Origin of the sequence: Microvirga splendida, from assembly GCF_016427565.1 — a bacterium.
Lineage (GTDB): Bacteria > Pseudomonadota > Alphaproteobacteria > Rhizobiales > Beijerinckiaceae > Microvirga > Microvirga splendida.
The window spans coordinates 16,455-40,845 of sequence record NZ_JAELXT010000036.1; the positions used below are offsets into that span (position 1 = coordinate 16,455).

The following is a 24,391-nucleotide window of genomic DNA, read 5'->3' on the forward strand; positions in this document are numbered from 1 at the left end:
TCCGTCCAACTTGCGGCCCCGTTCCTGCTCGACAACGCCCATGACGTAGTTCAGGTCCTGGCCGCTGGAAGGCTTTGAACAACGATCTTGTTATTCTGCCGCGAATAGCTTTTCCGAGTCGGGCCGATGCGGGGAATGTCCGCACCGTGCCGAGAAAGGAAGTCGAGCATTCGCTCCGGATCATCAAGCGGAATGTCTGACCGCTGCTCGAGATATTTGGGCAGATCGTAGGTCCACCATTCACTCTTCAGAAGCCGCTCGACAAGCGACTGCTCGAACCGATACTTCACCACCTGCACCGGATTGCCCACAGCGATCGCATAGGCGGGAACATCCTTCGCCACCACAGCGCCTGTTCCGATGATCGCCCCGGTTCCGATCGTCACTCCGGGGAGAATGATGGTGCGGGAGCCGATCCAGACATCGTGTCCGACATGCGTTTTCTTGCCGTATCCCTCGAAGGTGAGGGGCGGCCGGTATGGGCGGCTGTGAGAATAGAGATTGGTGTACGGGAATGGGTGGGAGGAAAGCCATTCCTTGGGATGGGCGCTCCCGCGCATGTTCACGTTGTCGCCGATGGAGCAGTACCGTCCGATGGTGGCGTGCTGGATCTCGGTTCGGGGAGAGATGTAGGAGTAGGCTCCGATCTCCACCGCCCCCACATGGGATGAATGGAAAATCTTGACAGGGGCCTCCCAGATCAAGCCCTGGCCGATTGTACCGCGGAGATCGAGGCCATGCTTGAGCAGGAAGGCTTTGATCTCTTCCTTGGAGGAGGCTGGCTGGGCGGTGCTCATCGTCGGTATGGCTTGCTCGGGTAAGTTTGTATGATATTACAGAACTTTTCTGAGCAAGCCTAATCGTTTCAGCGCCTCCAGGTTTTGCGTCGAGCCGGAGGCGCTGCCCTGTGTCCGGTGAACCGTCAGGCCTGCTCGTCGCCCAGACCGCCCGTCTTCAGGAAATTCTCCAGCCAGTGGATGTCGTACTGGCCGTTCTGGATGTCCGGGTTGCGCACCAGGGTCCGGAAGAGCGGGAGCGTGGTGTCGATGCCGTCGACCACGAACTCGTCGAGGGCCCGGCGCAGGCGCATGAGGCACTCGTTGCGGGTGCGGCCATGGACGATGAGCTTGCCCACGAGGGAATCGTAGTGCGGCGGGATGCGGTAGCCCTGATAGGCCGCCGAATCGACGCGCACGCCGAGGCCGCCCGGCGGGTGGAAGTAGCTGATCGTGCCGGGCGAGGGGCGGAAGGTCGAGGGATGCTCGGCGTTCACGCGGCACTCGATGGCATGGCCCTCGATCTTGATGTCTTCCTGCTTCACCGAGAGCGGATGGCCGGCAGCCACGCGGATCTGCTCGTTCACCAGGTCGATGCCGGTGATCATTTCCGTGACGGGGTGCTCCACCTGGATGCGGGTGTTCATCTCGATGAAGTAGAACTCGCCGTCCTCGTAGAGGAACTCGATGGTGCCGGCGCCCGCGTATTGCAGCTCCTGCATGGCCTTGGCCACGACGCCGCCGATGCGCTCGCGCATCTCGACGTTGAGGGCCGGCGAGGGGCCTTCCTCCCAGACCTTCTGGTGGCGTCGCTGCAGGGAGCAGTCGCGCTCGCCCAGATGAATGGCGTTGCCCTTGCCGTCGCCGAGCACCTGGATCTCGATGTGGCGCGGCTTCTCGAGATACTTCTCGATATAGACCGCATCGTCGCCGAAGGCCGCCTTGGCCTCGGTCTTGGCGGTCTGGAGCGCGTGGACGAGGTCCTCTTCCGTGCGCGCCACCTTCATGCCGCGTCCGCCGCCGCCGGCGGCGGCCTTGATGATGACCGGGTAGCCGATCTCCTTGGCGACGCGCTTGGCCTCGTCGTCATCGGTGATGCCGCCCTCGGAGCCGGGCACGCAGGGGATGCCGAGGCGCTTGGCCGTGCGCTTGGCCTCGATCTTGTCGCCCATGATGCGGATGTGTTCCGCCTTGGGGCCGATGAAGGCGATGCGGTGATGCTCCAGCACCTCCGCGAAGCGCGCGTTCTCGGAAAGGAAGCCGTAGCCGGGATGGATGGCGTCGGCGCCGGTGATCTCGCAGGCGGCGATCAGGGCCGGGATGTTGAGATAGCTGTCGCGGGCGGCCGGGGGGCCGATGCAGACGCTCTCGTCGGCGAGGCGCACATGCATGGCATCCGCGTCGGCGGTGGAATGCACCGCAACGGTGGCGATGCCGAGCTCCTTCGCCGCGCGCAGGATGCGCAGGGCGATCTCGCCTCGATTGGCAATGAGGATCTTATCGAACATATCGCGCCTTACTCGATGACGAGGAGGGGTTCGCCGTATTCAACAGGAGTTCCGTCTTCGACAAAGATGGCCGTCACGGTGCCGGCGCGGGGCGCCACGATCTCGTTGAAGGTCTTCATGGCTTCGACGAGGAGAACCTTGTCGCCGGCCTGCACCTTGGAGCCGATCTCGACGAAGTTCTTCGCATCCGGGGAGGGCTTGCGGTAGGTGGTGCCGACCATGGGCGAGAGCACGGCGCCCGGGTGAGGCGTGCCGGCCTTCGTGCCGACCTCAGGGCCGGCGACAGCCGGCGGCGGGGCCATGACGGGGGCCGGCGCATGATGCGCTGCGGGAGCTGCCACCGGAACGGTCACGGCAGCGGTGACCATGCGCGCCACGCGGATGCGAAGGTCGCCCTTCTCCACTTCGATCTCGCTGAGATCCGTATCGGCGATCAGGTTCGCCAGTTCGCGGACGAGATCGGGATCGAAAGGGTTTTCCTTGGCCATGGGGCTAACCTCTGCTTCCTGAGGAATTAGTGCTGGGAGGGTTTCGCCGGACGGGCCCGCTCGGCCATCACCCGGTGAACCGCTTCCAGGCCGAGCAGGTAGCTCATGGGCCCGAAACCACAGATCACGCCGACGGAGACGGGCGCTATGAGCGAGCGATGGCGAAAGCCCTCGCGAGCATGAACGTTTGAAAGGTGGATCTCGACCGTCGGAGCGCCGCTGCCGGAGATGGCGTCGCGCAGCGCGATCGAGGTGTGGGTATAGGCGCCGGCATTGATGACGATGCCCGCGCCCTGCGCTCCCGCCTCCTGGATCCAGTCGACCAGATGTCCTTCATGGTTCGACTGGCGGAAGGTGACCCCCGTCCCAAGGGCCTCGGCCTTCTCGCGCACGAGCTTCTCGATGTCGGCAAGCGTGGTGCTGCCATAGATCTGAGGCTCCCTGCGGCCGAGCAGGTTGAGGTTGGGTCCGTTGAGGACGAAGACGGTGGTCATCGGATAAGGAGCGTTCCTTGAAGCCCCGCCAGGCGGAGCCGAAACGCCCTCTTAGCCAAAAGGCGAGCAGGGGGGAAGGGGAAAACCGGGGCTTTCCCAAGCTTGACGGGGCTTCCGATGGGGCACCACGCCGGTTTTCCCGTCACATGGCCGGGCTTGTCCCGGCCATTCACATCGTCCAAGCGGTGAAAGGCGTGGATCTCCGGAACAGGTCCGGGGATGACGATAGAGCGATTACCCGCAATTCGCCTTGCCGCACTGGCGGACATTGTTCACGAGCTGCTTCAGGGGCTCCAGGCCGACGGCGCCGGGGATGATGGCCTCGCCGATGACGAAGGCGGGGGTTCCGGTCAGGCTGAGCCTGTCGCCGAGCGCCGTGTTCTCCTGGAGGGCATTGCGGACCTCAGGGCTCTCGATGTCCTTCTGGAGGCGGGCCATGTCGACGCCCATCTCCTTGGCGACCGCCATCGCCCGCTCGCCGTTCACCCGGCCGCGGGTATCCATGACCTTCACGTGGTAGTCGAACAGCTTCTGACCCTGGAGCTGGTTCTTCACGGCCAGCGCCACGCGGCTCGCCTCGACGGAATCGGGGCCGAGCACGGGGAAGTCCTTCAGGACCACGCGAAGCTTGGGGTCGCTCTTGATGAGCGTCTGGACGTCGGCCAGCGCCTTCTTGCAGTAGCCGCAATTGTAGTCGAAGAACTCCACCAGGGTGACGTCGCCGGTCGGGTTGCCGACCACGTAGGAGTGCGAGGCGTTCAGGAGCGACTGCTGCGTTTCCTTGACGGCGCTGGCCTGAGCCACCTGCTGGGCTTCCGCCTGGCGCTTCTCCAGCTCGCCGATCACCTCCGTCAGAACCTCCGGGTTCTTGATGAGGTAGTCCTTCACGATCTCGCCGATGACCTGCTTCTGCTGGTCGGTGAAGACCGGGCTCTGCGCCATGGCGGCGGGAGCGAGGCCGAGGGTGCCGACAAGGGCTACAGCCTGGCCGATTTTGAGAAGCGAAGAGCGCATTTCGGGTCCTTTGCGGAAATTCCTTGAGACAAGTCCGATCCTTAAGCTTGGTTCAAGGCGGAGTTGAGACTCGTCCGTTCTCCTGCGAGTTAGCGGTTCGGGGCATGAGGCGTCAAATCACGGCTTCGTTTTGCACCTGTCCATGACCCTGTGTGTCATCCCCGGCGCACGAAGTGCGGGAAGGGGATCCATAATGCCGTGCGTGTGAGTGGATTCCCTTCCCCTCCGCTACGCTCCGGCCGGGAATGACACGGAACTGTCTTGAGGCCGTCCCTCCAACGGGATACGAGCCTGTTCATGACCAAATCATCCGCCGATCTCCACCAGCCCCTCATCGCGCGCCGCATGGACCGCGTGGCCTCGTTCCTGGCCATGGACGTGCTGAGCGCGGCCGCCGCCAAGGAGCGGCGGGGGGACAGCGTCATCCACATGGAGGTGGGCCAGCCCTCCGCGCCGGCGCCGCGGGCTGCCCGGGAGGCCGCGAAGGCGGCCCTCGACCTCGGCCGCATCGGCTATACGGAGGCGCTGGGCCTGTCCGCCCTGCGCGAGCGGATCGCGCGGCACTACAAGGATACCTACGGGGTGAGCATCGCGCCGGAGCGGGTGGTGGTGACCACCGGCTCCTCGGCCGGCTTCGTCCTGGCTTTCCTGAGTCTCTTCGATCCCGGCCAGCGGGTGGCGATCACGGCGCCGGGCTATCCGGCCTATCGCAACATCCTTGAGGCGCTGGGCATCGAGCCCGTCACGATCCCGCTCACCAAGGCGGACGGTTGGATCATGACGGCCGAGTCCATCGCCAGGGCCCATGCGGAGAAGCCGCTGCACGGCATCTTGGCCATGAGCCCAGCGAACCCCTCCGGCACTATGATCGGCCGCAAGGCGCTCGCTGACCTTGGCGAGACCTGCCGGCGCCTCGGGCTGTGGTTCGTGTCCGACGAGATCTATCACGGGCTGACCTATGGCGAGCCCGCCTCGACGGCGCTCGTCTCGGATGACGACGCGGTGGTGATCAACTCGTTCTCCAAATACTACTGCATGACCGGCTGGCGCATCGGCTGGATCGTGGTGCCCGAGCGGCTGGTGCGGCCCATCGAGCGGCTGGCCCAGAACCTCTACATCTCGCCGCCCTATCTCTCGCAGGTGGCGGCGCTCGCCGCTTTCGACGCGATGGAGGAACTCGAGGCCGTGAAGGCCGGATACGCCCGCAACCGCGCCTATCTGCTGGAGGAGCTGCCCAAGATCGGCATCGCCGAGATGCACCCGGTGGACGGCGCCTTCTACATCTATGCCGACATCGCCCGCTTCACGAACGACTCCATCGGCTTCTCCAAGCGCATGCTGGAGGAGGCGGGCGTCGCCGCCACGCCGGGGCTCGACTTCGACCCCATCGAGGGCTCGCATTACCTGCGCCTGTCCTTCGCCGGCTCCGAGAACGATTGCCGCGAGACCGTGTCTCGGCTGAAGGGGTGGCTGAGGTAGGCCCACCCTCCACCGTCATGGCTGTCCCCGGACTTGATCCGGGGATCAGTCCCGGCCATCCACGTCTTCAACCGCCGCAAAGACGTGGATGCCCGCAACAAGTGCGGGCATGACGGGATGCAGAGCAAAACGAAAATGCCCGGCTCAAGGCCGGGCATTTGTTTTCGATTTACGATCCGCTCAGGACCGACTTGGCCTTGGACCACCAGCCGGCGCGCTTGGGGCGCTCCGGGTCGGGCGGGGTCAGCACGACGGCGACCGGCTCGGGCTCGGGGATGACCGGTGCGGGAGCCGCAGGCTCCTCGGCCACCGGCTGCTGCGGAGCCACGATGCGCTCTTCCTGGGCCGCAGGCTTGGGAGCCTCGGCGTCAGGCTTGGCGTCCTGAACGGGAGCAGCCTCATCGGAAGCGGAGTCGGCCTGGGCCTCCTCGGAAGCCGCGGAGCCTTCCTCGCCGGCCTCGTCACGGCCGCGCCCGCGTCCGCCACGGCGACCGCGACGGCGGCGGCGTCCGCCGCGCTCATCCTCGGATTCGCCGCCTTCGCCGGTTGCAGCCTCGCTGGTGGAAGCCTCGACGTCGGACTCCGCCTCGTCGGACTCGCCCTCGGCCTCTCCGGCCTCGGCACCTTCCTCGGCCTGATCCGAGCCTGCGAAGGCCTCCCGGTCGCGACCACGGCGACGGCGACGGCGGCGGCGGCGACGGCGGTCGCCTTCGCTTTCACCCGGCTCGCCGCGCTCCTCGCCGGCGGCCTGGGTGTCCTCGGCGGTCTCCTCCTCCTCGGTCTCGACCTCATCCTCCTCAGGCTCGTCCATCGGCACGATGGCGTCGATCTGGATGCCCGTCGCGGCCGACTTGTGCTCCAGCTTGAGGGCCGGGTCGCCGCGGTCGATGGCGTAGGTGGTATGGCCCTGCAGGGTGTCGTCGGCCACGATGGAGATCGTGACGCCGAAGCGGCTCTCCAGCTCGCGCAGGTGAATGCGCTTCTGGTTCAGGATGTAGAAGGCCGCTTCCATGCGGGTGCGGACCACGAGGTTGTAGCCCGAATTCTTGATGAGGGTTTCCTCGATCGAGCGCAGCACCTGAAGGGCGACGGACGGCGTCGAGCGCACGAAGCCGGTGCCGGCGCAGTGCGGGCAGGGGATCGACGAGGATTCGAGCACGCCGGTGCGGATGCGCTGGCGCGACATCTCCAGCAGGCCGAAGGGCGAGATGCGGCCCACCTGGATGCGGGCGCGGTCGTTCTTCAGGCACTCGTTCAGCTTCTTCTCGACGGCGCGGTTGTTCCGCTTCTCCTCCATGTCGATGAAGTCGATCACGACGAGGCCGGCGAGGTCCCGCAGGCGCAGCTGGCGGGCGATCTCCTCGGATGCCTCCAGGTTCGTGCGAAGGGCCGTGTCCTCGATGTTGTGCTCGCGGGTGGAGCGGCCGGAGTTCACGTCGATGGAGACGAGGGCTTCCGTCGGATTGATGACGAGGTAGCCGCCGGACTTGAGCGTCACCACGTTCGAGAACATGGCGTCGAGCTGGGCCTCGACGCCGAACTTGGCGAAGAGCGGCTGCGGGTCGCGGTAGGGCTGGACCAGCTTGGCATGGCTCGGCATGAGCATGCGCATGAAGTCCTTGGCCTCGCGATAGCCCTCCTCACCGGCGACCATCACGTCGTCGATGTCCTTGTTGTAGAGGTCGCGGATGGCGCGCTTGATCAGGGAGCCTTCCTCGTACACGAGGGCGGGGGCGGCGGACTTGAGGGTCAGCTCACGCACGCTCTCCCACAGGCGCATCAGGTATTCGTAGTCGCGCTTGATCTCGGGCTTGGTGCGCGAGGCGCCGGCCGTGCGCAGGATGATGCCCATTCCCTCGGGCACCTCCAGCTCCTGGGCAATTTCCTTCAGGCGCTTGCGGTCGGCCGCATTGGTGATCTTGCGCGAGATGCCGCCGCCCCGGCCCGTGTTGGGCATGAGCACCGAATAGCGGCCGGCGAGCGACAGGTAGGTAGTGAGCGCCGCGCCCTTGTTGCCGCGCTCTTCCTTGACGACCTGCACCAGCAGGATCTGGCGGCGCTTGATGACTTCCTGGATCTTGTACTGCTTGCGCGGCGTGCGGCGGCGCTGGGGCAGATCCTCGATGGCGTCGTCGCCGCCGAGCTGCTCGACGATCTCGTGCTCCTCGACGTCGTCCTCGTCCTCATCGGACTCGTCCTCGTCATCGGATTCCGTGTCGTCTCCGGGCGAGCGGGCCTCGGTTTCGTCCGCGGCCTCTTCGTCCTGCGAAGCCTCGACATGAGCCGACCCCTCGGCAGCCGCGAGAGCATCGTCCGAGACGCCTTCGGCGGGAGCCGCCACATCGGCCGGGGCAGAGGTTTCCGCAGTCTCGAACGAAGCAGCCTCTGTGCCTTCGGCTGCGCCTGCAGTTTCGCTTTCGGAGGCGGCGTCTACGTTGTCCTCAGTTCCGGCCTCGGCCTCGGTGGAGACGACGGTCTCGTCGTTCTGGGCGCGGCGCGGCGAGGACCGGCGGCGGCGGCCGCGGCTGCTGCGGCGCTCCTCCTCGTGCTCCTCCTCGCGCTGGGCTTCCGCCTCGGCTTCAAGCAGGGCCTGCCGGTCGGCGACCGGGATCTGATAGTAATCGGGATGGATTTCGCTGAAAGCGAGGAACCCGTGGCGGTTTCCGCCGTATTCCACAAAGGCCGCCTGGAGAGACGGTTCGACCCGGGTGACCTTGGCGAGATAGATATTCCCGCGCAGCTGCTTCCGGTTAGCGGATTCGAAGTCGAACTCTTCGACCTTCTGACCACGTACCACCACGACCCGGGTTTCTTCCGGGTGGGAGGCATCGATGAGCATCTTGTTTGCCATGTTGAACTCTCGACATGGCGATCGAGGGCAGGACCTGAGGCAGGGGCCGCATTGTGGGCGGTGAGGCGCGCCGCAAACGAAGGCGACGGGCTGAAATTGCGTTCGGAGTGCTGTCGATCGCCATCCTGCGCCGCGAAGGGGCGCATTCTGGGTTGAATTGGGCCGGCACGGGGCCGGAAAGGGTGGTGCTGGGGCGTGCGCGAAGGGATACGCGCGATTCGAACGATGCAGAAACGAAGGTCATAGCTGACTTCGTGCGTGCAACCATTCGAGACGGCCCTTTCGTAGATATCGATGGGCCGGGTGAACCGGCCATCGGCGAGTGGCGACAGGCGTCGCCCTGTGATCCTGCCCGTAGCCTGTCGAGGGTGAGGCAGTCCCTGAAGGATCGGTCAACACAACCGTCTCCTTTGGAGCCGCCGTCAGATTCGGCCATGCCGGACGGGATCAAGATCATTACAGATCGAATGGGGCATTTGGCAAGATGCTGTCTCACTGTGCCATGAATGCAACAGAGTCTCAGTAAACGGACGGCCGGCGTGAGGTTCCGTTAACCAAACGCCGCCTATGAGTATAGGAAAGGACGCTCGAAACCTCACCGATCAGCCGATCACCGATGCATCTTTCCCTCATCATACGCCTTGCCGGCGCGTGCCTCGTGGCGATCATCCTCGCCGCCGGAACCGGACGTGCCTGGGCGGCGGGAGACGGCGCGAAGCCCGCGACTCCGGTCATCGCGGCCGCCGCCGTCGTCGAGACGGACGGGACGAAGACGCTGTTCAAGGTCACCCTCTCGAAGCCGGTGACGGCGCAGGTCTCCCTCATGGAGCGCCCGGACCGGCTCATCATCGACCTGCCGGAGGTCGCCTTCCACCTTCCGCCGGAGGCCGGGCGCAGCAGGGAGGGGCTCGTCGCCTCCTACCGCTACGGTCTCTTCGCGCCGGGCCGCTCTCGCGTGGTGATGGAGCTGGCGCAACCGGCGATTGTGTCCGGCCTGACGACGGCGCCCGACTCCACCGGTGCCGCCACGATCCTGACCATCGAGCTGTCCAGGGCCGACCGGGAGGAATTCCGCAAGGCCGCGGCCGGGAGTGCGCCTCCCGCGAAGGACGCTCCCGCGCCCGTCGTGCAGGCCGCCAAGGACGACCGGCCGGTGATCATGATCGATCCCGGTCACGGCGGCATCGATCCGGGTGCTGCGGCCGCCTCGGGAAGCGTGGCCGAGAAAGACCTGGTGCTCTCCTTCGCCCAGCGGCTGAAGAAGAAGCTCGAAGCCGACGGTCGCTACAAGGTGCTCATGACCCGCGACCAGGACGTGTTCGTCTCCCTCGGCGACCGGGTGCGCGCCGCGCGGGCCGCCCAGGCCGATCTCTTCATCTCGATCCACGCGGATTCGATCTCCGGCGGGCAGGACGTGCGGGGCCTGACGGTCTATACCGGGTCCGAGCGGGCGTCCGACGCGGATTCCGCCCGGCTGGCGGATCGCGAAAACAGGGCCGATGCGGTGGCGGGCGTCGAATCGGGCGACATGCCGGACGACGTATCCGACATCCTGATGGACCTGACCCTGCGCGAAACCCGCGGCTTCTCTCACGGCTTCGCTTCCCGCCTCGTGGGCGAGTTCGATTCCGTCGCCCGCCTCAACAAGAACCCCCACCGGCAGGCCCGTTTCCAGGTGCTGCGGGCCCATGATGTGCCGTCCGTTCTTGTCGAACTTGGCTATCTGTCCAGCCAAAAAGACTTAGATTTGTTGATGTCCGAGGAGTGGCGGGCCAAGATGGTCTCGGCCATGTCGAATGCCGTGGACCGATTTTTCGCTGCACGGTTCGCCCGGAGGGGCGCCGCCGCAGTTTTACCATAGAGTGGGTGTGGATACCCGTAGCGGGGGCGCGATTCATCGGCTAACGAGGGTCCGCGTTTCAAGATCTACATAAACGGGCGCCTGAAGGCGCCGTCATGGAATACCTTCGGATGCGCTTTGTCCTACGATTTTTCGGCTTTCTCTTCAGCGTTGGTGCGATCTTCTTCCTGATCGGCGCTGTCGGGCTCGCCTATGGATTCTGGTTCTATTCGAAGGATCTGCCGGATCACGCCCAGCTTGCCAATTACGAGCCGCCGGTGATGACCCGCATCCACGCGTCCGACGGCAGCCTGATCGCCGAATATGCCCGCGAGCGCCGGCTCTATGTGCCGATCAACTCCGTGCCCAAGCTGGTGATCGGGGCCTTCCTGTCGGCCGAAGACAAGAATTTCTACAAGCATCCGGGCATCGACCCGGAGGGGCTGATGCGCGCTGTCGTGATCAACCTGCGCTCGGGCGGGGCCCGGGAGCAGGGCGCCTCCACCATCACCCAGCAGGTCGCCAAGAACTTCCTGGTCGGCAACGAGCGCAGCTATGAGCGCAAGATCCGCGAGGCGCTGATCGCGCTGCGCATGGAATCGACCTTCTCGAAGGACAAGATCCTCGAACTCTACCTCAACGAGATCTTCCTCGGGACCCTGACCCCGGGTCGCAACCTTCACGGCATCGCGGCCGCGGCCCTCGATTATTTCGGCAAGTCGATCCACGAGCTGACCATTGCCGAGGCCGCCTATATCGCGGCCCTGCCGAAGGGGCCGAACAACTACCATCCGTTCCGCCAGCGCAAGGCCGCTATCGAGCGCCGCAACTGGGTGATCGAGCGCATGGCCGTCAACGGCTACATCTCCCCCGAGGCCGCCGAGGAGGCCAAGAAGGAGCCGCTCAACGTCAAGCCGCGGCTTGTCTCCCCGAACAGCATCGCGTCCGGCTACTTCGCCGAAGGCGTGCGCCGCGACATCGCCGAGCGCTATGGCGAGGAAACCCTCTATGAGGGCGGCCTGCTGATCCGCTCGACGCTGGATCCCAAGATGCAGGCCATGGCCCGCAAGGCCCTCACCGACGGCCTAGTGCGCTTCGACGAGGCGCGCGGCTGGCGCGGTGCTCAGCAGAAGATCGACCTGGCCGGCCGCGAATGGGGCCTGGCCCTGTCCGAGGTGCCGATCCTCGGCGACGTTCAGCCGTGGCGCCTGGCCGTCGTGCTGGAAGTGGCGCGCGGACAGGCCAAGGTCGGGCTCCAGCCGAAGCGCGAGGCGTCCGGTCAGATCGTGAAGGACCGGGAGACCGGCATCGTCGCGGCGGACGGCGTGAAATGGACCCGCCGCAGCGTCGACAAGGCCCTGTCGGTCGGCGACGTGGTTTATGTGGAGCCGCTGGCCGACAAGGAGGGCCAGTTCCGCCTGCGCCAGATTCCCGAGATCTCCGGCGCCATCGTGGCCATGGACCCGAACACGGGCCGCGTTCACGCCATGGTGGGCGGGTTCTCCTACGACCAGAGCGAGTTCAACCGGGCCATCCAGGCCATGCGTCAGCCAGGCTCCTCGTTCAAGCCCATCGTCTACGCCACGGCTCTCGACAACGGCTACACTCCGTCGAGCCAGATCCTGGACGGACCCTTCGTTCTCGACATGGGGCCGGGCCAGGAGGCGTGGGCGCCCAAGAACTATGACGGCAAGTCGGCCGGCGTGCGGACGCTGCGCTACGGCATCGAGCACTCCAAGAACCTGATGACGGTGCGCCTGTCGAACGAGATCGGCATGCCGCTCGTCGCCGAATATTCCCGCCGCTTCGGCGTCTATGACGATATGCTGCCGCTGCTCTCCATGTCGCTCGGCGCCGGCGAGACCACGGTCATGCGCATGACGGCGGCCTATTCGATGTTCGTCAACGGCGGCCGCCGGATCAAGCCGACCCTGATCGACCAGATCCAGGACCGCAACGGCCGGACGATCTATCGTCATGACGACCGCAAATGCGCGAACTGCGATGCCGAGAAGTGGGATGGCGGCGCCGCGCCCAAGCTCAGCGAGAACCGGGAGCAGGTGCTCGATCCGCTCACCGCCTACCAGATCACGTCGATCCTGGAAGGCGTGGTCCAGCGCGGCACCGCCCAGACGGTCAAGGCCGTCGGCAAGCCGCTCGCGGGCAAGACCGGCACCACCAACGACGCCAAGGACGTGTGGTTCGTGGGCTTCTCGCCGGATCTCGCCGTGGGCGTGTTCCTCGGCTACGACCAGCCGAAGTCGCTCGGCAATGCGGCCACGGCCGGCCAGTACGCCGCTCCGGTGTTCCGCGATTTCATGCAGATGGCGCTCAAGGACAAGCCTGCGACGCCGTTCCGCGTGCCGCCCGGCATCAAGCTGATCCGCGTCAACGCCTCCACCGGCACCCGCGCCGGCGGCGAGGGCGGGGGCACGATCCTCGAGGCCTTCAAGCCCGGCACGGCTCCGCCCGAATTCGTGGCGCCCGAGCCCGAGGAGGTTCCGCAGGCCGAGTATCCCGGCTATCCCGGGGCGCCCCGGCAGGCCGGAGGCGTTGCCCCCGGCGGATTGTACTGACCGGCATCCATCGCCATATCGGCATCATTCACCCATGACCCGGACACCGGGCAGCCCGTGCCGGCTGCCCGGTGTCCGTGGAGCGGCCCAGGGCAGGGCGCCCAAAGGGCATTCCCCTTTGAGGCCCGATGCTCTAAGACGCCGCTATCGCAGGCACGGACAGAACGAACGGAACAATGCGCGCCGAAATCCAACATCTCGTAGAAGAGACCAAGCAGTCAGTCGGGCTGCTGAGGAGGCATCTTTGACTGGGATACCGCCCAGCGCCGCCTCGCGGAACTGAACGCCCAGGCCGAAGATCCCAACCTCTGGAACGACGCCGAGGCCGCGCAGAAGATCATGCGCGAGCGCACCTCCCTGGAGGAGCAGATCTCGGCCGTGAAGCGCCTCGGGCAGGAGCTCGATGACGCCATCACGCTGATCGAACTCGGCGAGGCCGAGGAGGACGAGGCCACGATCAAGGAAGGCGAGGAGGCGATCCGCGCCCTCCAGGCCGAGGCGGCCCGCCGCCAGGTCGAGACCCTGCTCTCCGGCGAGGCCGATGCCAACGACACCTATGTGGAAGTGCATTCGGGCGCCGGCGGCACGGAAAGCCAGGACTGGGCCAACATGCTCCAGCGCATGTATGCCCGCTGGGCCGAGCGCCGGAAGTACAAGGTCGAGCTTCTGGAAATCACCGACGGCGAAGAGGCCGGCATCAAGAGCGCCACGCTCCTGATCAAGGGCCACAACGCCTATGGCTGGCTCAAGACCGAGTCGGGCGTGCACCGCCTCGTGCGCATCTCGCCCTACGATTCGAACGCCCGCCGTCACACGAGCTTCGCGTCCGTGTGGGTCTATCCGGTGGTGGACGACCGCATCAATATCGAGGTCAAGGAATCCGACTGCCGGATCGACACGTTCCGCTCCTCGGGCGCGGGCGGCCAGCACGTGAACACCACCGACTCGGCCGTGCGCATCACGCATATTCCGAGCGGCATCGTGGTGGCCTGCCAGCAGGAGCGCTCCCAGCACAAGAACCGGGCTACCGCCTGGAACATGCTGCGCGCGCGCCTCTACGAGGCGGAGCTGAAGAAGCGCGAGGAGAAGGCCAGCGCCGAGGCGGCCGCCAAGACCGACATCGGCTGGGGTCACCAGATCCGTTCCTACGTGCTGCAGCCCTACCAGATGGTGAAGGACCTGCGCACGGGAACCCAGTCGACCGCGCCGCAGGACGTGCTCGACGGCGACCTCGACCCCTTCATGGAAGCCTCCCTCGCCCAGCGCGTCTATGGCGGCGGTGCCGAGGTCGAGGATATCGATTAAGAAAAGAAGGCCCGCTCAATTGAGCGGGCCTTTTTCGTTGCGGGTGCCTACACGACGACAAAGTCGTAGGAGTAGAGCGACACAGATTGCTGGAACCTTGCAAAATACAGAGCGGCGGCCGGCCCGGAGCCGTCCGGATCGTACGAGAGGGATAGCTCATTGGCGTTGAAGACAATCCGGTCGTCCGCATCCTGCGCGGCTGGCCCCTTCACAAAAGCTGAATAGCTGAGGGGGCCTCGTGCCAGAGTGGTGAAAACCCCCGAGGACAAGACAATCGTGTCGTAGTCGAAGCCGACGATCAGATCGACGTCGTCGACTCCATTGAACCAAGTATCGAAAACGAACCGATCGCTGCCTTCACCGCCATTCAGAACATCGCTGCCAGCGCCGCCCTGAAGCGTGTCGTCGTCATCTCCGCCGTCCAGGTTGTCGCTGCCTTCGCCACCCTGGAGAATGTCATTACCGTCATCACCCTTCAGGACATCACTGCCGAAGTCGCCGTACAGCGTGTCATCGCCATAGCCGCCACCGAGGTTGTCATTACCAGTGCCGCCCCACAGCATGTCGTCACCGAGTCCGCCTCTCAGGACGTCGTTGCCATAATGCCCATACAGGTCGTCATTGTCCTCTCCGCCACTCAGGACGTCGTTGCCAACTCCCCCGTATAGACGGTCATCGCCGGCGAAACCGTAGAGCTTGTCATTGCCGCTGACGCTCTTGATGATATCCTTGGCGTTGACGCCATAGATGATGTCAGCCTTGCCCTTGCCGGTTTGGGACAGCGTCTCCTTAGTCTTGCTCCAGCTCCACTTCGCAACCTGCTTGCCGTCCTGCGAAGGGCTGCCGTAGAGGACGCGGATCGCCTCGATGTCCAGCGCCCCGAGCTGGACGGGACCCATTTTGAGGTCGCCCCCCGTGTAGCTCATGACGGTGTGCTTGACGTTGTCGAGGCCTGACCCAAGCAGCTCCTTGTTATGCGGCATCTTGTGAAAGGGATGCTTCAGGCCGAGCGCGTGACCGATCTCGTGAAGCATGACGTAGAGCTTGAAATTCGGGCTTCCCGAGAGCTCGGTACGATACCGGCTGTTCAGGTAGATGTTCCCGCCGCTTTCATCCCGCACCTTGTCCGACCACCCGTCGAGCCTGCTTCGGGTGAGCTCCGGGAACTCCGCCCAGGCGCTGGCATCCTGCCAGGTCCAGTGCCACTGAAACTTCAGCTCGGCATCGCCCTTCCTGACCTCGAGAAACCGGATGCCGCAGGCATCTTCCCACATCTTCAGGGCCTTCTTCGCCATGGCCTTGTCGGCGCTGCCGAGCTTTGACGAGCCCCAGGCCAGAGCATTGAAGGTGTAGGTGAGAAAGACGGGCTTCTTGCCTGTCTTCAAGGAGGAATCCGCGTTCCAGCTCTGGCCAGAGAGAATGGCTGTATAGTTCGACATCGGGAGGGCGCCACCTAGGAGGGAATACGCAGGCGAGGAATGAAACTTTAGAACGTTATAGGGTTTGGCTGCAATGAGCCATCCTGTCGCTAGCGTAGCGATTGGGCTGCCTTCAGTACATCCTCGGCATGCCCTGGAACCTTCACCTTGTTCCACACCTGGGCGACGGTCCCGTCACGGTCGACCAGCACCGTGGTGCGCTCGACTCCCATGTACTTGCGGCCATACATGCTTTTCTCGACCCAGACGCCATAGGCCTGGAGCATGGCCGTGGCCTCGTCGGAGGCCAGTGCGAGATCCAGGCCGTATTTGGCGCGGAACTTGTCGTGGCTCTTCAGGCTGTCGGGCGAGATCCCGACGATCTCCGTGTCCGCAGCGGCAAATTCCGATTTCAGGGCCTGGAAGTTCTGCGCCTCCAGGGTGCAGCCGCTGGTGTCATCCTTCGGGTAGAAATAGAGCACGACCTTGCGGCCCTTCAGCCCGCCGAGGCCGATCTCCCGACCATCTGTCGCAGGCAGGGAGAAGTCCGGGGCCGGGGTTCCGATGGTAAGAGGCATGACTCGCCTTCCTTTTGGCGGAATGTACTGTTTGGAAACCTCTGGTGTGCACGACTGAAGGGAACGGTCGCGGGTGGCACCCGAGGCGGTTAAGGTCTCATCTTCTGATTCCCTGAACGGCGCCCATGCGCAAGAACCGGATTGGCAATCGTCACAAGAATGAAGCTGCCGTTGCGTAACACGTTGTCCCGGCGAGACCCGGTCAAGCGAAGCCTGCTCAGGCGCGTGCTGCGTGGCACTCTCTATGTGAAGCTTGGCCTGATCGTTTTTCTGATAGCGGCCTTCGGTCTCTTCTACCTGCGCCTGTCAGCGGCGCCCATGAGCTTCGGCCGTCTGCCCGAGCGGGTCGCGGAGGCGCTGGCGGCCCGCATCGGGCCCGGCTGGAGCGTGACGCTGCGCAATACGGCGATCGAGCTGCACGACGGCTCGCCGGCCCTCCGGGCGAACGGCCTCGACATCCGTGCCCCCGGCGGCGACCTCGTGCTGCGGGCACCCTATGCCATCCTGAGCGCAGACCTGACCTCGCTGCTGACGGCCAATCTCCAGCCCAAGGCTGTCGAGGTGCGCGACCTGCAATTGCGGGTCCGGGTGAACCGGGACGGCTCACTCTCCTTCTCGCCGGTCCAGGAAACCGAAGGGGAGGGAGCCCAGCCCGCTCCGGCCGTGCAGGAGCCCTCCAAGGAGGCGGCCGCGTCCATGGCCCGTGACGTGAACGGGCCTTCCCCCGTGTCCGGAGCGGTCGGGTCGCTGCTCGAACTCATCGTCGGTCCCGGGAGCGTGCTGCACTCCCTCAATCAGGCGCAGCTGACCAATGCGCGCCTTGTGTTCATCGATGCGGACGGCCGTGAGCGGGCGCGATTCAAGCGCGTCGACGCCGCCTTCGACTGGACGGAGGACGGCGGGCGCCGTTTCGCCGCAACGGTCGAGGGGCCGCAGGGTCCCTGGCGGCTGAACGGCGATGCGACCGTGCGGGGCAAGGATTCCTACCGGGCCAGCATCGTGGCGGAGCGGGCGCCGATCACGGACATTCTGCTGCTCTCCGGCGCCTCCGAGATGCCGGCGACCACGGATCTCGAGTTCTCGGGCCGGTTCGACATGGCCTTTGCGGAGGGGCGGGTCACGGAACTCAAGACGCGGCTCGAGAGCAGCCCCGGCACCATTCAGATCCAGGACCAGGATACCTCAGCGTTCCCGGTCGAGAAGGCCATCATCGAGGCCCATTGGAACGAGCCCGCGAAGGCGCTTGAGCTCGAACGCATCGAGGCGAAGGGCGGAGACACGAACCTGCGCGTTCAGGGGCGCCTGCTCGCTCCCAACGGGAGCAACCCATGGCGTCTGTCCCTGAATGGCCGGGACATCGCCTGGTCGGGAGCGGCCGCGGGGGACCGGCCCCTGCGGGTCGGCGAGTTCACCGCCGACCTGTCCGGGCAAGGCGGCGTCAGGATCAACGGCATCACGCTCAAAGGTCCGGAACTCTCCGCCCGCATCAGCGGCCTCCTGGCCGCCACCGACGATCCGAAGGGGCTGAGGCTCGATGTGCAGGCCGAGAAAACGGACATCCGCTCCGCCCTGCGCCTCTGGCCCGAGGCCGTGGCCCCGCCGGTGCGGCGCTATCTGGTTTCCCATCTGAAAGCCGGCCTGCTTGAATCCATCGACCTCAAGGTCGCGATGACCGGAGCCGATATCGAGAAGGCGCTGAACGGCGGTCCGACGCCCGACGAATCCCTGAAGATCGACTTCGCCGTCTCCAACGGCACCCTGCAGGTCGATGAGGGCATCCCGCCGATCTCGGGCCTGAACGCCACCGGCCATGTGACCGGCAGAAAGGTGCTCGTGCGCGCCCCGGTCGGGCTTGTCCAGATGGCGAACGACCGCTCCCTTTCGGCCTCCGAGGGCACCTTCGTCCTGGACAATTATTGGAACGACAACGGGGTGGCGCGCATCGATTTCCGCCTCACGGGAGGTGCCGACGGCCTTGGCGCGCTTCTGCTGGAGCCGAGGATCAAGGAGATCGCAGGCTTCAACATCGATCCCGCCACCATGAAGGGCAGGGTGGATCTGCGGGTTGGCATCGGCCTGCCCGTCCACGAGATCCCCGAGTTCAAGGACCTGCCGCTGAAGGTCACTGGCGCGATCGGCGATTTCGGCGTCGACGGCTTCTTCGGAAAGGACCGCCTGGAGGGCGCCGACCTGACCATCGCCTACGACCGGGGCGATCTTTCCGTCAAAGGCAATGGCAAGCTCGCCGGCAGCGCAGCCGTCATCGATCTCCAGAAGAATCGGCAGGGCGGTCAGGCCAGCGTGGCTTTCTCTCTCGACGAGGCCGCGCGCAACCGGCGCGGGTTGTCCTTCGGCTCGCAGCTCACCGGCACAATCGGCCTGAAGGCAAGCCTCCCGCTGGGCGAGAATGCGCCCTCCGTCATCAACGTGGAGGCGGACCTGGCCAAGGCCGGTGTCGACCAGCTCGTCCCGGGCTGGGTGAAGCCGGTCGGCCGGCCGGGCAAGCTCACCTTCACCATGGTCGAAGGACCGACGAGCGAGATCCGGGATCTGCAGCTCGACAGCGGCAGCGTCCAGCTGCGCGGCAATGCCATGCTCGACAACGAGGGCGGTCTCGACAAGGCGGAACTCTCGACCTTCAAGCTCTCGCCCGGCGACGACATGCGCGCTCAGGTCGAGCGTTCCAACGGAGTCTACAAGGTCACGATCCGGGGCAATGTGGGCGATGCGCGGCCTTTCGTGAAAGGTGGAGGAGCAACCGCCTCGGGCGGGCGCAACGGAGCGGCCGGCAAGGATTCGAAGGACTTCGATCTCGACGTGAACCTCAACATCCTGACCGGGTTCAACGAGGAGGCGATCACCAACGCCTCGGTTAAGGCATCCATGCGCAAGGACAGCCTGCGCCAGCTGGACCTGAAAGGGCGTCTCGGCGCCACCGACATCCTCGGCCGCACCATTCCCCAGAATGGAGGCAGCCCGGTGGTAATCATCCAGGCGGAGGATGCGGGCGCGCTCCTGCGCTTCACCGACATCTACAAGCGCATGTCGCGCGGCAGCCTCATTCTCCAGGTCTCCACAGGGGACGAGCCTCAGGCCGGGCATGTGATCATGCATTCTTTCGCCCTGGTCAACGAACCGGCCCTGCGCCGCATCATCCCGACTCAGACCCAGATCGTCACGGGGCGCGATCAGGCCGGCAAGCCGCAGCTGGTCCGCGTGGATATGAACGAGGTCCAGTTCACCAAGGCGCGGCTTGAGTTCTCCCGCAGCGCCGGGCGCCTCGATTTCAGGGATGCGGCCATCTGGGGCAACCAGATCGGCTTCACCCTGGGCGGGTTCATCGACTATGCCCGCGACCGCCTCGACGTGCAGGGAACCTTCGTGCCGGCCTATGGGCTCAACAACGTCTTCGCGCAGGTGCCGCTGTTCGGGCCGCTTCTGGGCGGCGGGCAGAACGAGGGGCTGTTCGCCGTCAATTTCCGCCTGAACGGTCAGGCGAGCGCGCCATCCCTATCGGTCAATCCGCTCTCGGCGGTGGCTCCGGGCTTCCTGCGCAAGCTCTTCGGCGTGGGCGCCGAGAGCGCGCCGCAGACGGGATCGCTGCCCGCGGCTCCCGAGCGCTGAAGCAACGGCCCCGGAAGCGGGTTTGCTTCCGAGGCCGTTCCGATGCTCTAAAGCATCGGACCCAAAAGTGGACTTGCACTTTTGGGATCGGATCCGATGCTTTCTTCTTGGATGAGAGCATCGTTCGGGCGGAAAACCGGGGCCACTTTTCCGCACGATGCTCTAGGCCTTACACCGTGCGCAGGAGCACGTGCTTCTTCTTGCCGAAGGACAGCTTGATCACGCCCTCGGCCGTGACATCCGACAGGCTCAGGGTCCCGCGCTCGTCCGAGACCGTCTGGTCGTTGACCTTGAGGCCGCCGCTCTTGACCTGCCGGCGCGCCTCGCTCGAGGACGGCACGAGCTTCGCGTAGTCCGGGCCGAAGGCCGCCAGCACGCCGAGGCCTCCTTCGAGCACATGGGACGGGACTTCGATGGTCGGCAGGCTCTCGGCGAGCGCCCCCTGCTCGAAGGTCTTGCGGGCGGTTTCCGCAGCCAGCTCCGCCGCCTCGCGGCCGTGGAGGAGGGCGGTCGCTTCCGTTGCGAGAACCTTCTTCGCCTCGTTCACGTCCGCACCTTGCAGCGCTTCCAGCCTGGCGATCTCGTCCATCGGCAGGATGGTGAAGAGCTTGAGGAAGCGGGCCACGTCCGCATCCTCGGTGTTGCGCCAGAACTGCCAGTAATCGTAAGGGCTCAGCATGTCGGCGTTGAGCCAGACCGCCCCGGAGGCGGTCTTGCCCATCTTGGCGCCGGAAGCGGTGGTCAGGAGAGGGCAGGTGACCGCATAGAGCTGCGGCGTGCCCAGGCGGCGGCCGAGATCGATGCCGTTGACGATGTTGCCCCACTGGTCCGAGCCGCCCATCTGCAGGATGCAGCCGTAGCGCTTGTTGAGCTCCGCGAAGTCGTAGGCCTGAAGGATCATGTAGTTGAATTCCAGGAACGACAGTTCGTGCTCCCGGTCCAGGCGCAGCTTCACGCTGTCGAAGGACAGCATGCGGTTGACCGAGAAGTGCCGGCCCACGTCGCGCAGGAACTCGATGTAGTTGAGCTTGGTCAGCCACTCGGCGTTGTCGACCATGATGGCGTCTGCTTTGCCCTCGCCGAACGAGATGAAGCGCGAAAAGACCGTCTTGATGCTGTCCTTGTTGGCCTCAATCTGCTCGACGGTGAGGAGCTTGCGGCTCTCGTCCTTGCCGGAGGGATCGCCCACCCGGGTCGTGCCGCCGCCCATGAGGGTGATGGGCTTTCCGGCGCCGGTCTTCTGCAGCCAGTGCAGCATCATGATCGAGAGCAGGTGCCCCACGTGGAGAGACGGGCCGGTGCAGTCGTACCCGACATAGGTGGTCAGCCGATTTTCCAAGGCGGCGGAGTCGACGCCCTCGAAATCCGAGGTCTGGTGAATGAAGCCTCGCTCGGTGAGCACCTTCAGGAAGTCGGAACGTGGCGCGGTCATCGCGTCTCTCTCAATGGTCTAAGTCGCAGGTGAGCGGTCCTGTATCAGCTTCGCGGCGGAAGTTCACGTGGTTTTGCCGGTGCTTGCTAACCATCGCCTGAGGATTGGGCCTCAGAGGAGTTTTTAGAAAATAATCCTATTGCGCCGGCCTCATGTTGACAAAGCTGAGCTATATCGTATCAATATGTAATAATGTTTAAATGCGGGTGATGACGATGTCTTGGATCACAGACGCTTTTGAATCGGCTGGCGATTGGATCGTCGATAAGGTCGAAGACATCGGTAACTGGCTAGGAGACGCCGCTGAATCGGCTTGGAACTGGCTGTCCGACAACATATCGGGTATACCCCTCAAGTTCTTCTCGGCCATGGGATCTCTCTACCCGTCATATACCTTCGGAGGTGTTCAATACTTCATCCCGAAGCATGACGATAGCGACGTGAATGCCCTCATGTCGGGCTCCAAGTGGAGTGGATCGACGATCACGTACTCTCTGCCGGATTCCAGGTGGGATTACGAACTCATCAACCCCAGCGCCAGCGGCTTCCAGAGGCTTTCTGCCGAGAATGAGACGGCAGTGCACGACATCATGGCTGCCGTCGCCGGGTTCGTGAGCGCCGGCATTTCGTATGCCGGTCGCGGGGACGCCAATATCAAGGTAGCCGCCTTCGAGCCGGGTTCCATGATTGAACGGAGCCACGGCTATTATCCTGGCGTTCCAGTCTACGGCGGCGACACTTGGCTGACGACAGGGACTAATACGAATGTGAGGAAGGGCAGCCACGCCTATTTCTTGACGATGCATGAGCTCGGTCACTCCCTCGGTCTCAAGCATCCCCACGACTCGGCGGACGGCCTGCCGAGAATGTCAGCCCAGCGGGACGGCACCGAGTTCACGGTGATGTCGTACGAAGAAACGTACGATCGCCCTCAGACCTTCATGCAGTACGACATAGCTGCGCTGCAGGCGATGTATGGAGCCGATTTCACTGCGAACGGCGGCAATACCGTCTATCGCTGGAATGTCACATCGGGTGAGATGACCATCAACGGACTCGGCCAGGGAGCAACCCAGTTGGGGCGCATCTTCCTGACCATCTGGGATGGCGGGGGCATCGACACCTATGACATGTCGAACTATTCCGACGATGCTGTCATCGATCTGGCGCCCGGCGGATCCTCGCGCTTCTCTCAAACCCAACTCGCCAATAAGACGGTCTACACAAAGGTCGCGGGAAATGTCTACAACGCCTTCCAATACAAAGGCGACACTCGCTCCCTGATCGAAAACGCGTATGGCGGATCCGGCAATGACAAGGTTCGGGGCAATGCAGCGCAGAATGAGCTGAAGGGCAACGAGGGGCATGACGAGTTGCAGGGTCGTGGCGGGTCCGACCGGCTGTATGGCGGGATCGGCAACGACGACCTGCTCGGCGGCGAGGGGGGCGATACCCTCGACGGCGGCGACGGCTTCGATCTGGCCAGCTACTACCATGCCGCTGCCGGCGTGACCGCCAACCTGTCGTGGTCGGGTGCCAACACGGGTGAAGCCGCCGGCGACACCTACCTCGACATCGAGGGGCTGGGCGGTTCGGCCTACAACGACGTGCTCACCGGCAACGGCCTGAACAACAGCCTGTACGGCCATGACGGTCATGATCGCCTCCACGGCGAGGCCGGCCACGACTACCTCGACGGCGGCGCCGGCGACGACCTGCTGGTCGGCGGGGCCGGGGCCGACACCCTCAACGGCGGGGTAGGCTCCGACATCGCCGCTTACGACTGGGCGAGCTCCGGCGTCACGGCGGATCTGAGCAACGCGGCCAACAACACCGGCGAGGCGGCGGGCGATGTGTACGACAGCATCGAGCGCCTGGCCGGCTCCGGCTTCGGCGACCGGCTGGTGGGCACCTTCGCGGAGAATGCGCTCTATGGCAACGGCGGCGACGATTTCCTGCAAGGCAGGGGTGCGGGCGACACGCTCGATGGCGGGTCCGGCTTCGATCTTGCCAGCTATGCGGCGGCAGGCGCCGGGGTCACGGCCCTGCTGACCAGCCCCTGGAGCAACAGGGGCGAGGCGGCGGGCGACAGTTATGTGTCGATCGAGGGGCTGATCGGCTCGGCCTACAACGACACCCTCGGCGGCAGCCAGGGCGACGATGCCCTGCACGGCAATGCCGGCAACGACGACCTGCAGGGGCTGTGGGGCAACGACAGCCTGCTGGGCGAGGCCGGCAACGATTACCTCTCCGGCGGCGTGGGCGCCGACCGGCTCGACGGCGGCACGGGGTTTGACTTTGCCGTCTACAGCCGCGCCGGAGCCGGTGTGGTGGCCAACCTCTCCGAGAGCTGGCGCAACACGGGCGAGGCGGCCGGGGACGTGTACGTGGCGCTCGAGGGGGTGTTCGGCTCGCAGTTCGGCGACGTGCTCACGGGCACGGCGGGCTACAACGACCTGTACGGGGAGGGCGGCGACGACCAGCTGTTCGGCTTGGGCGACGGCGACTACCTGGTGGGCGGCGACGGGCACGACCTGCTGGTGGGCGGGGCCGGGGCCGACACCCTCAACGGCGGGGCGGGCTCCGACATCGCCGCTTACGACTGGGCGGCGTCGGGCGTCACGGTGGACCTGAGCAACGCAGCCAACAACACCGGCGAGGCGGCGGGCGACGTGTATGTCTCCATCGAGCGCCTGGCCGGCTCCGGCTTCGGCGACACACTCATCGGCAACGCCGTGGCCAATGCGCTCTACGGCAACGGCGGCGACGACTTCCTGGCCGGCGGCGTGGGCGCGGACACGCTCGATGGCGGGTCCGGCTTCGACATGGCCATCTACGACTGGGCGGCTTCCGGCATCACGGCGGACCTGAGCAACGCGGCCAACAACACCGGCGAGGCGGCGGGCGACGTCTATGTCTCCATCGAGCGCTTGGCCGGCTCCGGCTACGGCGACAAGCTCATCGGCAACGGCGGCGACAACGAGCTCTACGGCAATGCCGGCAACGAC

Annotated in this window: 15 protein-coding genes; 6 read left to right on the top strand and 9 right to left on the bottom strand. The window is 65.1% G+C overall.

Translation table 11 applies throughout. The features are described 5' to 3' along the window. Positions 1-50: 50 nt before the first annotated feature. From JAO75_RS25275 to JAO75_RS21590, 5 genes are all read right to left on the bottom strand, one after another. Positions 51-797: a CatB-related O-acetyltransferase gene (locus JAO75_RS25275; RefSeq protein ID WP_199051221.1), complete on the bottom strand. Its 747-nt coding sequence runs from the start codon at positions 795-797 to the stop codon at positions 51-53. A gap of 125 nt (positions 798-922) precedes the next feature. Next, positions 923-2,284 carry an acetyl-CoA carboxylase biotin carboxylase subunit gene (gene accC / locus JAO75_RS21575; protein WP_199051222.1) on the bottom strand — a complete coding sequence of 454 codons (1,362 nt, stop codon included), beginning with the start codon at positions 2,282-2,284 and terminating at the stop codon, positions 923-925. 8 nt (positions 2,285-2,292) lie between these two features. Then, a complete protein-coding gene (gene accB, locus JAO75_RS21580) occupies positions 2,293-2,772 on the bottom strand; it encodes an acetyl-CoA carboxylase biotin carboxyl carrier protein (protein ID WP_199051224.1) in 480 nt (159 codons plus the stop codon). A 26-nt stretch (positions 2,773-2,798) separates the two neighbouring features. Continuing rightward, positions 2,799-3,266 (bottom strand): type II 3-dehydroquinate dehydratase, encoded by a 468-nt coding sequence (gene aroQ / locus JAO75_RS21585; protein ID WP_199051226.1) that lies wholly within the window; start codon positions 3,264-3,266, stop codon positions 2,799-2,801. 234 nt (positions 3,267-3,500) lie between these two features. Then, on the bottom strand, positions 3,501-4,280 hold the full coding sequence (locus JAO75_RS21590; protein WP_199051233.1) for a DsbA family protein: 780 nt from the start codon (positions 4,278-4,280) through the stop codon (positions 3,501-3,503). 297 nt (positions 4,281-4,577) lie between these two features. Here JAO75_RS21590 and JAO75_RS21595 point away from each other — a divergent pair, with 297 nt between their 5' ends. Continuing rightward, the gene (locus JAO75_RS21595; RefSeq protein ID WP_199051240.1) at positions 4,578-5,759 is read left to right on the top strand and encodes a pyridoxal phosphate-dependent aminotransferase; all 1,182 of its coding nucleotides are present in this window, start codon (positions 4,578-4,580) and stop codon (positions 5,757-5,759) included. Between the two features lie 169 nt (positions 5,760-5,928). On the opposite strand, the gene JAO75_RS21600 is transcribed toward JAO75_RS21595, so the two are convergent. Beyond that, positions 5,929-8,610 (bottom strand): ribonuclease E/G, encoded by a 2,682-nt coding sequence (locus tag JAO75_RS21600; RefSeq protein ID WP_199051242.1) that lies wholly within the window; start codon positions 8,608-8,610, stop codon positions 5,929-5,931. A gap of 616 nt (positions 8,611-9,226) precedes the next feature. On the opposite strand from JAO75_RS21600, the gene JAO75_RS21605 reads away from it, so the two are divergent. The 3 genes from JAO75_RS21605 (at position 9,227) to prfB (ending at position 14,331) form a co-directional block, all read left to right on the top strand. Further along, complete coding sequence (locus JAO75_RS21605; protein ID WP_199051244.1) at positions 9,227-10,471, top strand: N-acetylmuramoyl-L-alanine amidase; 1,245 nt, start codon at positions 9,227-9,229, stop codon at positions 10,469-10,471. 110 nt (positions 10,472-10,581) lie between these two features. After that, a complete protein-coding gene (locus tag JAO75_RS21610; protein WP_199051257.1) occupies positions 10,582-13,026 on the top strand; it encodes a penicillin-binding protein 1A in 2,445 nt (814 codons plus the stop codon). Positions 13,027-13,202: 176 nt separating this feature from the next. Further along, positions 13,203-14,331 (top strand): peptide chain release factor 2 gene (prfB, locus tag JAO75_RS21615; protein WP_199051245.1). Its coding sequence is split into 2 segments (ribosomal slippage): positions 13,203-13,271 and positions 13,273-14,331, totalling 1,128 coding nucleotides; the frame shifts between segments, so codons are not numbered across the junction. A gap of 47 nt (positions 14,332-14,378) precedes the next feature. On the opposite strand, the gene JAO75_RS21620 is transcribed toward prfB, so the two are convergent. After that, on the bottom strand, positions 14,379-15,770 hold the full coding sequence (locus JAO75_RS21620; RefSeq protein WP_199051247.1) for a matrixin family metalloprotease: 1,392 nt from the start codon (positions 15,768-15,770) through the stop codon (positions 14,379-14,381). An 89-nt stretch (positions 15,771-15,859) separates the two neighbouring features. After that, the gene (locus tag JAO75_RS21625; protein WP_199051248.1) at positions 15,860-16,327 is read right to left on the bottom strand and encodes a peroxiredoxin; all 468 of its coding nucleotides are present in this window, start codon (positions 16,325-16,327) and stop codon (positions 15,860-15,862) included. A 171-nt stretch (positions 16,328-16,498) separates the two neighbouring features. Here JAO75_RS21625 and JAO75_RS21630 point away from each other — a divergent pair, with 171 nt between their 5' ends. Further along, positions 16,499-19,951, top strand: coding sequence for a YhdP family protein (locus JAO75_RS21630; protein ID WP_199051250.1), 3,453 nt, complete (start codon positions 16,499-16,501; stop codon positions 19,949-19,951). 169 nt (positions 19,952-20,120) lie between these two features. On the opposite strand, the gene tyrS is transcribed toward JAO75_RS21630, so the two are convergent. Further along, a complete protein-coding gene (gene tyrS, locus JAO75_RS21635) occupies positions 20,121-21,383 on the bottom strand; it encodes a tyrosine--tRNA ligase (RefSeq protein WP_199051252.1) in 1,263 nt (420 codons plus the stop codon). A gap of 215 nt (positions 21,384-21,598) precedes the next feature. Here tyrS and JAO75_RS21640 point away from each other — a divergent pair. Further along, a partial coding sequence (locus JAO75_RS21640; protein ID WP_199051253.1) for a M10 family metallopeptidase occupies positions 21,599-24,391 on the top strand: 2,793 nt, incomplete at its 3' end.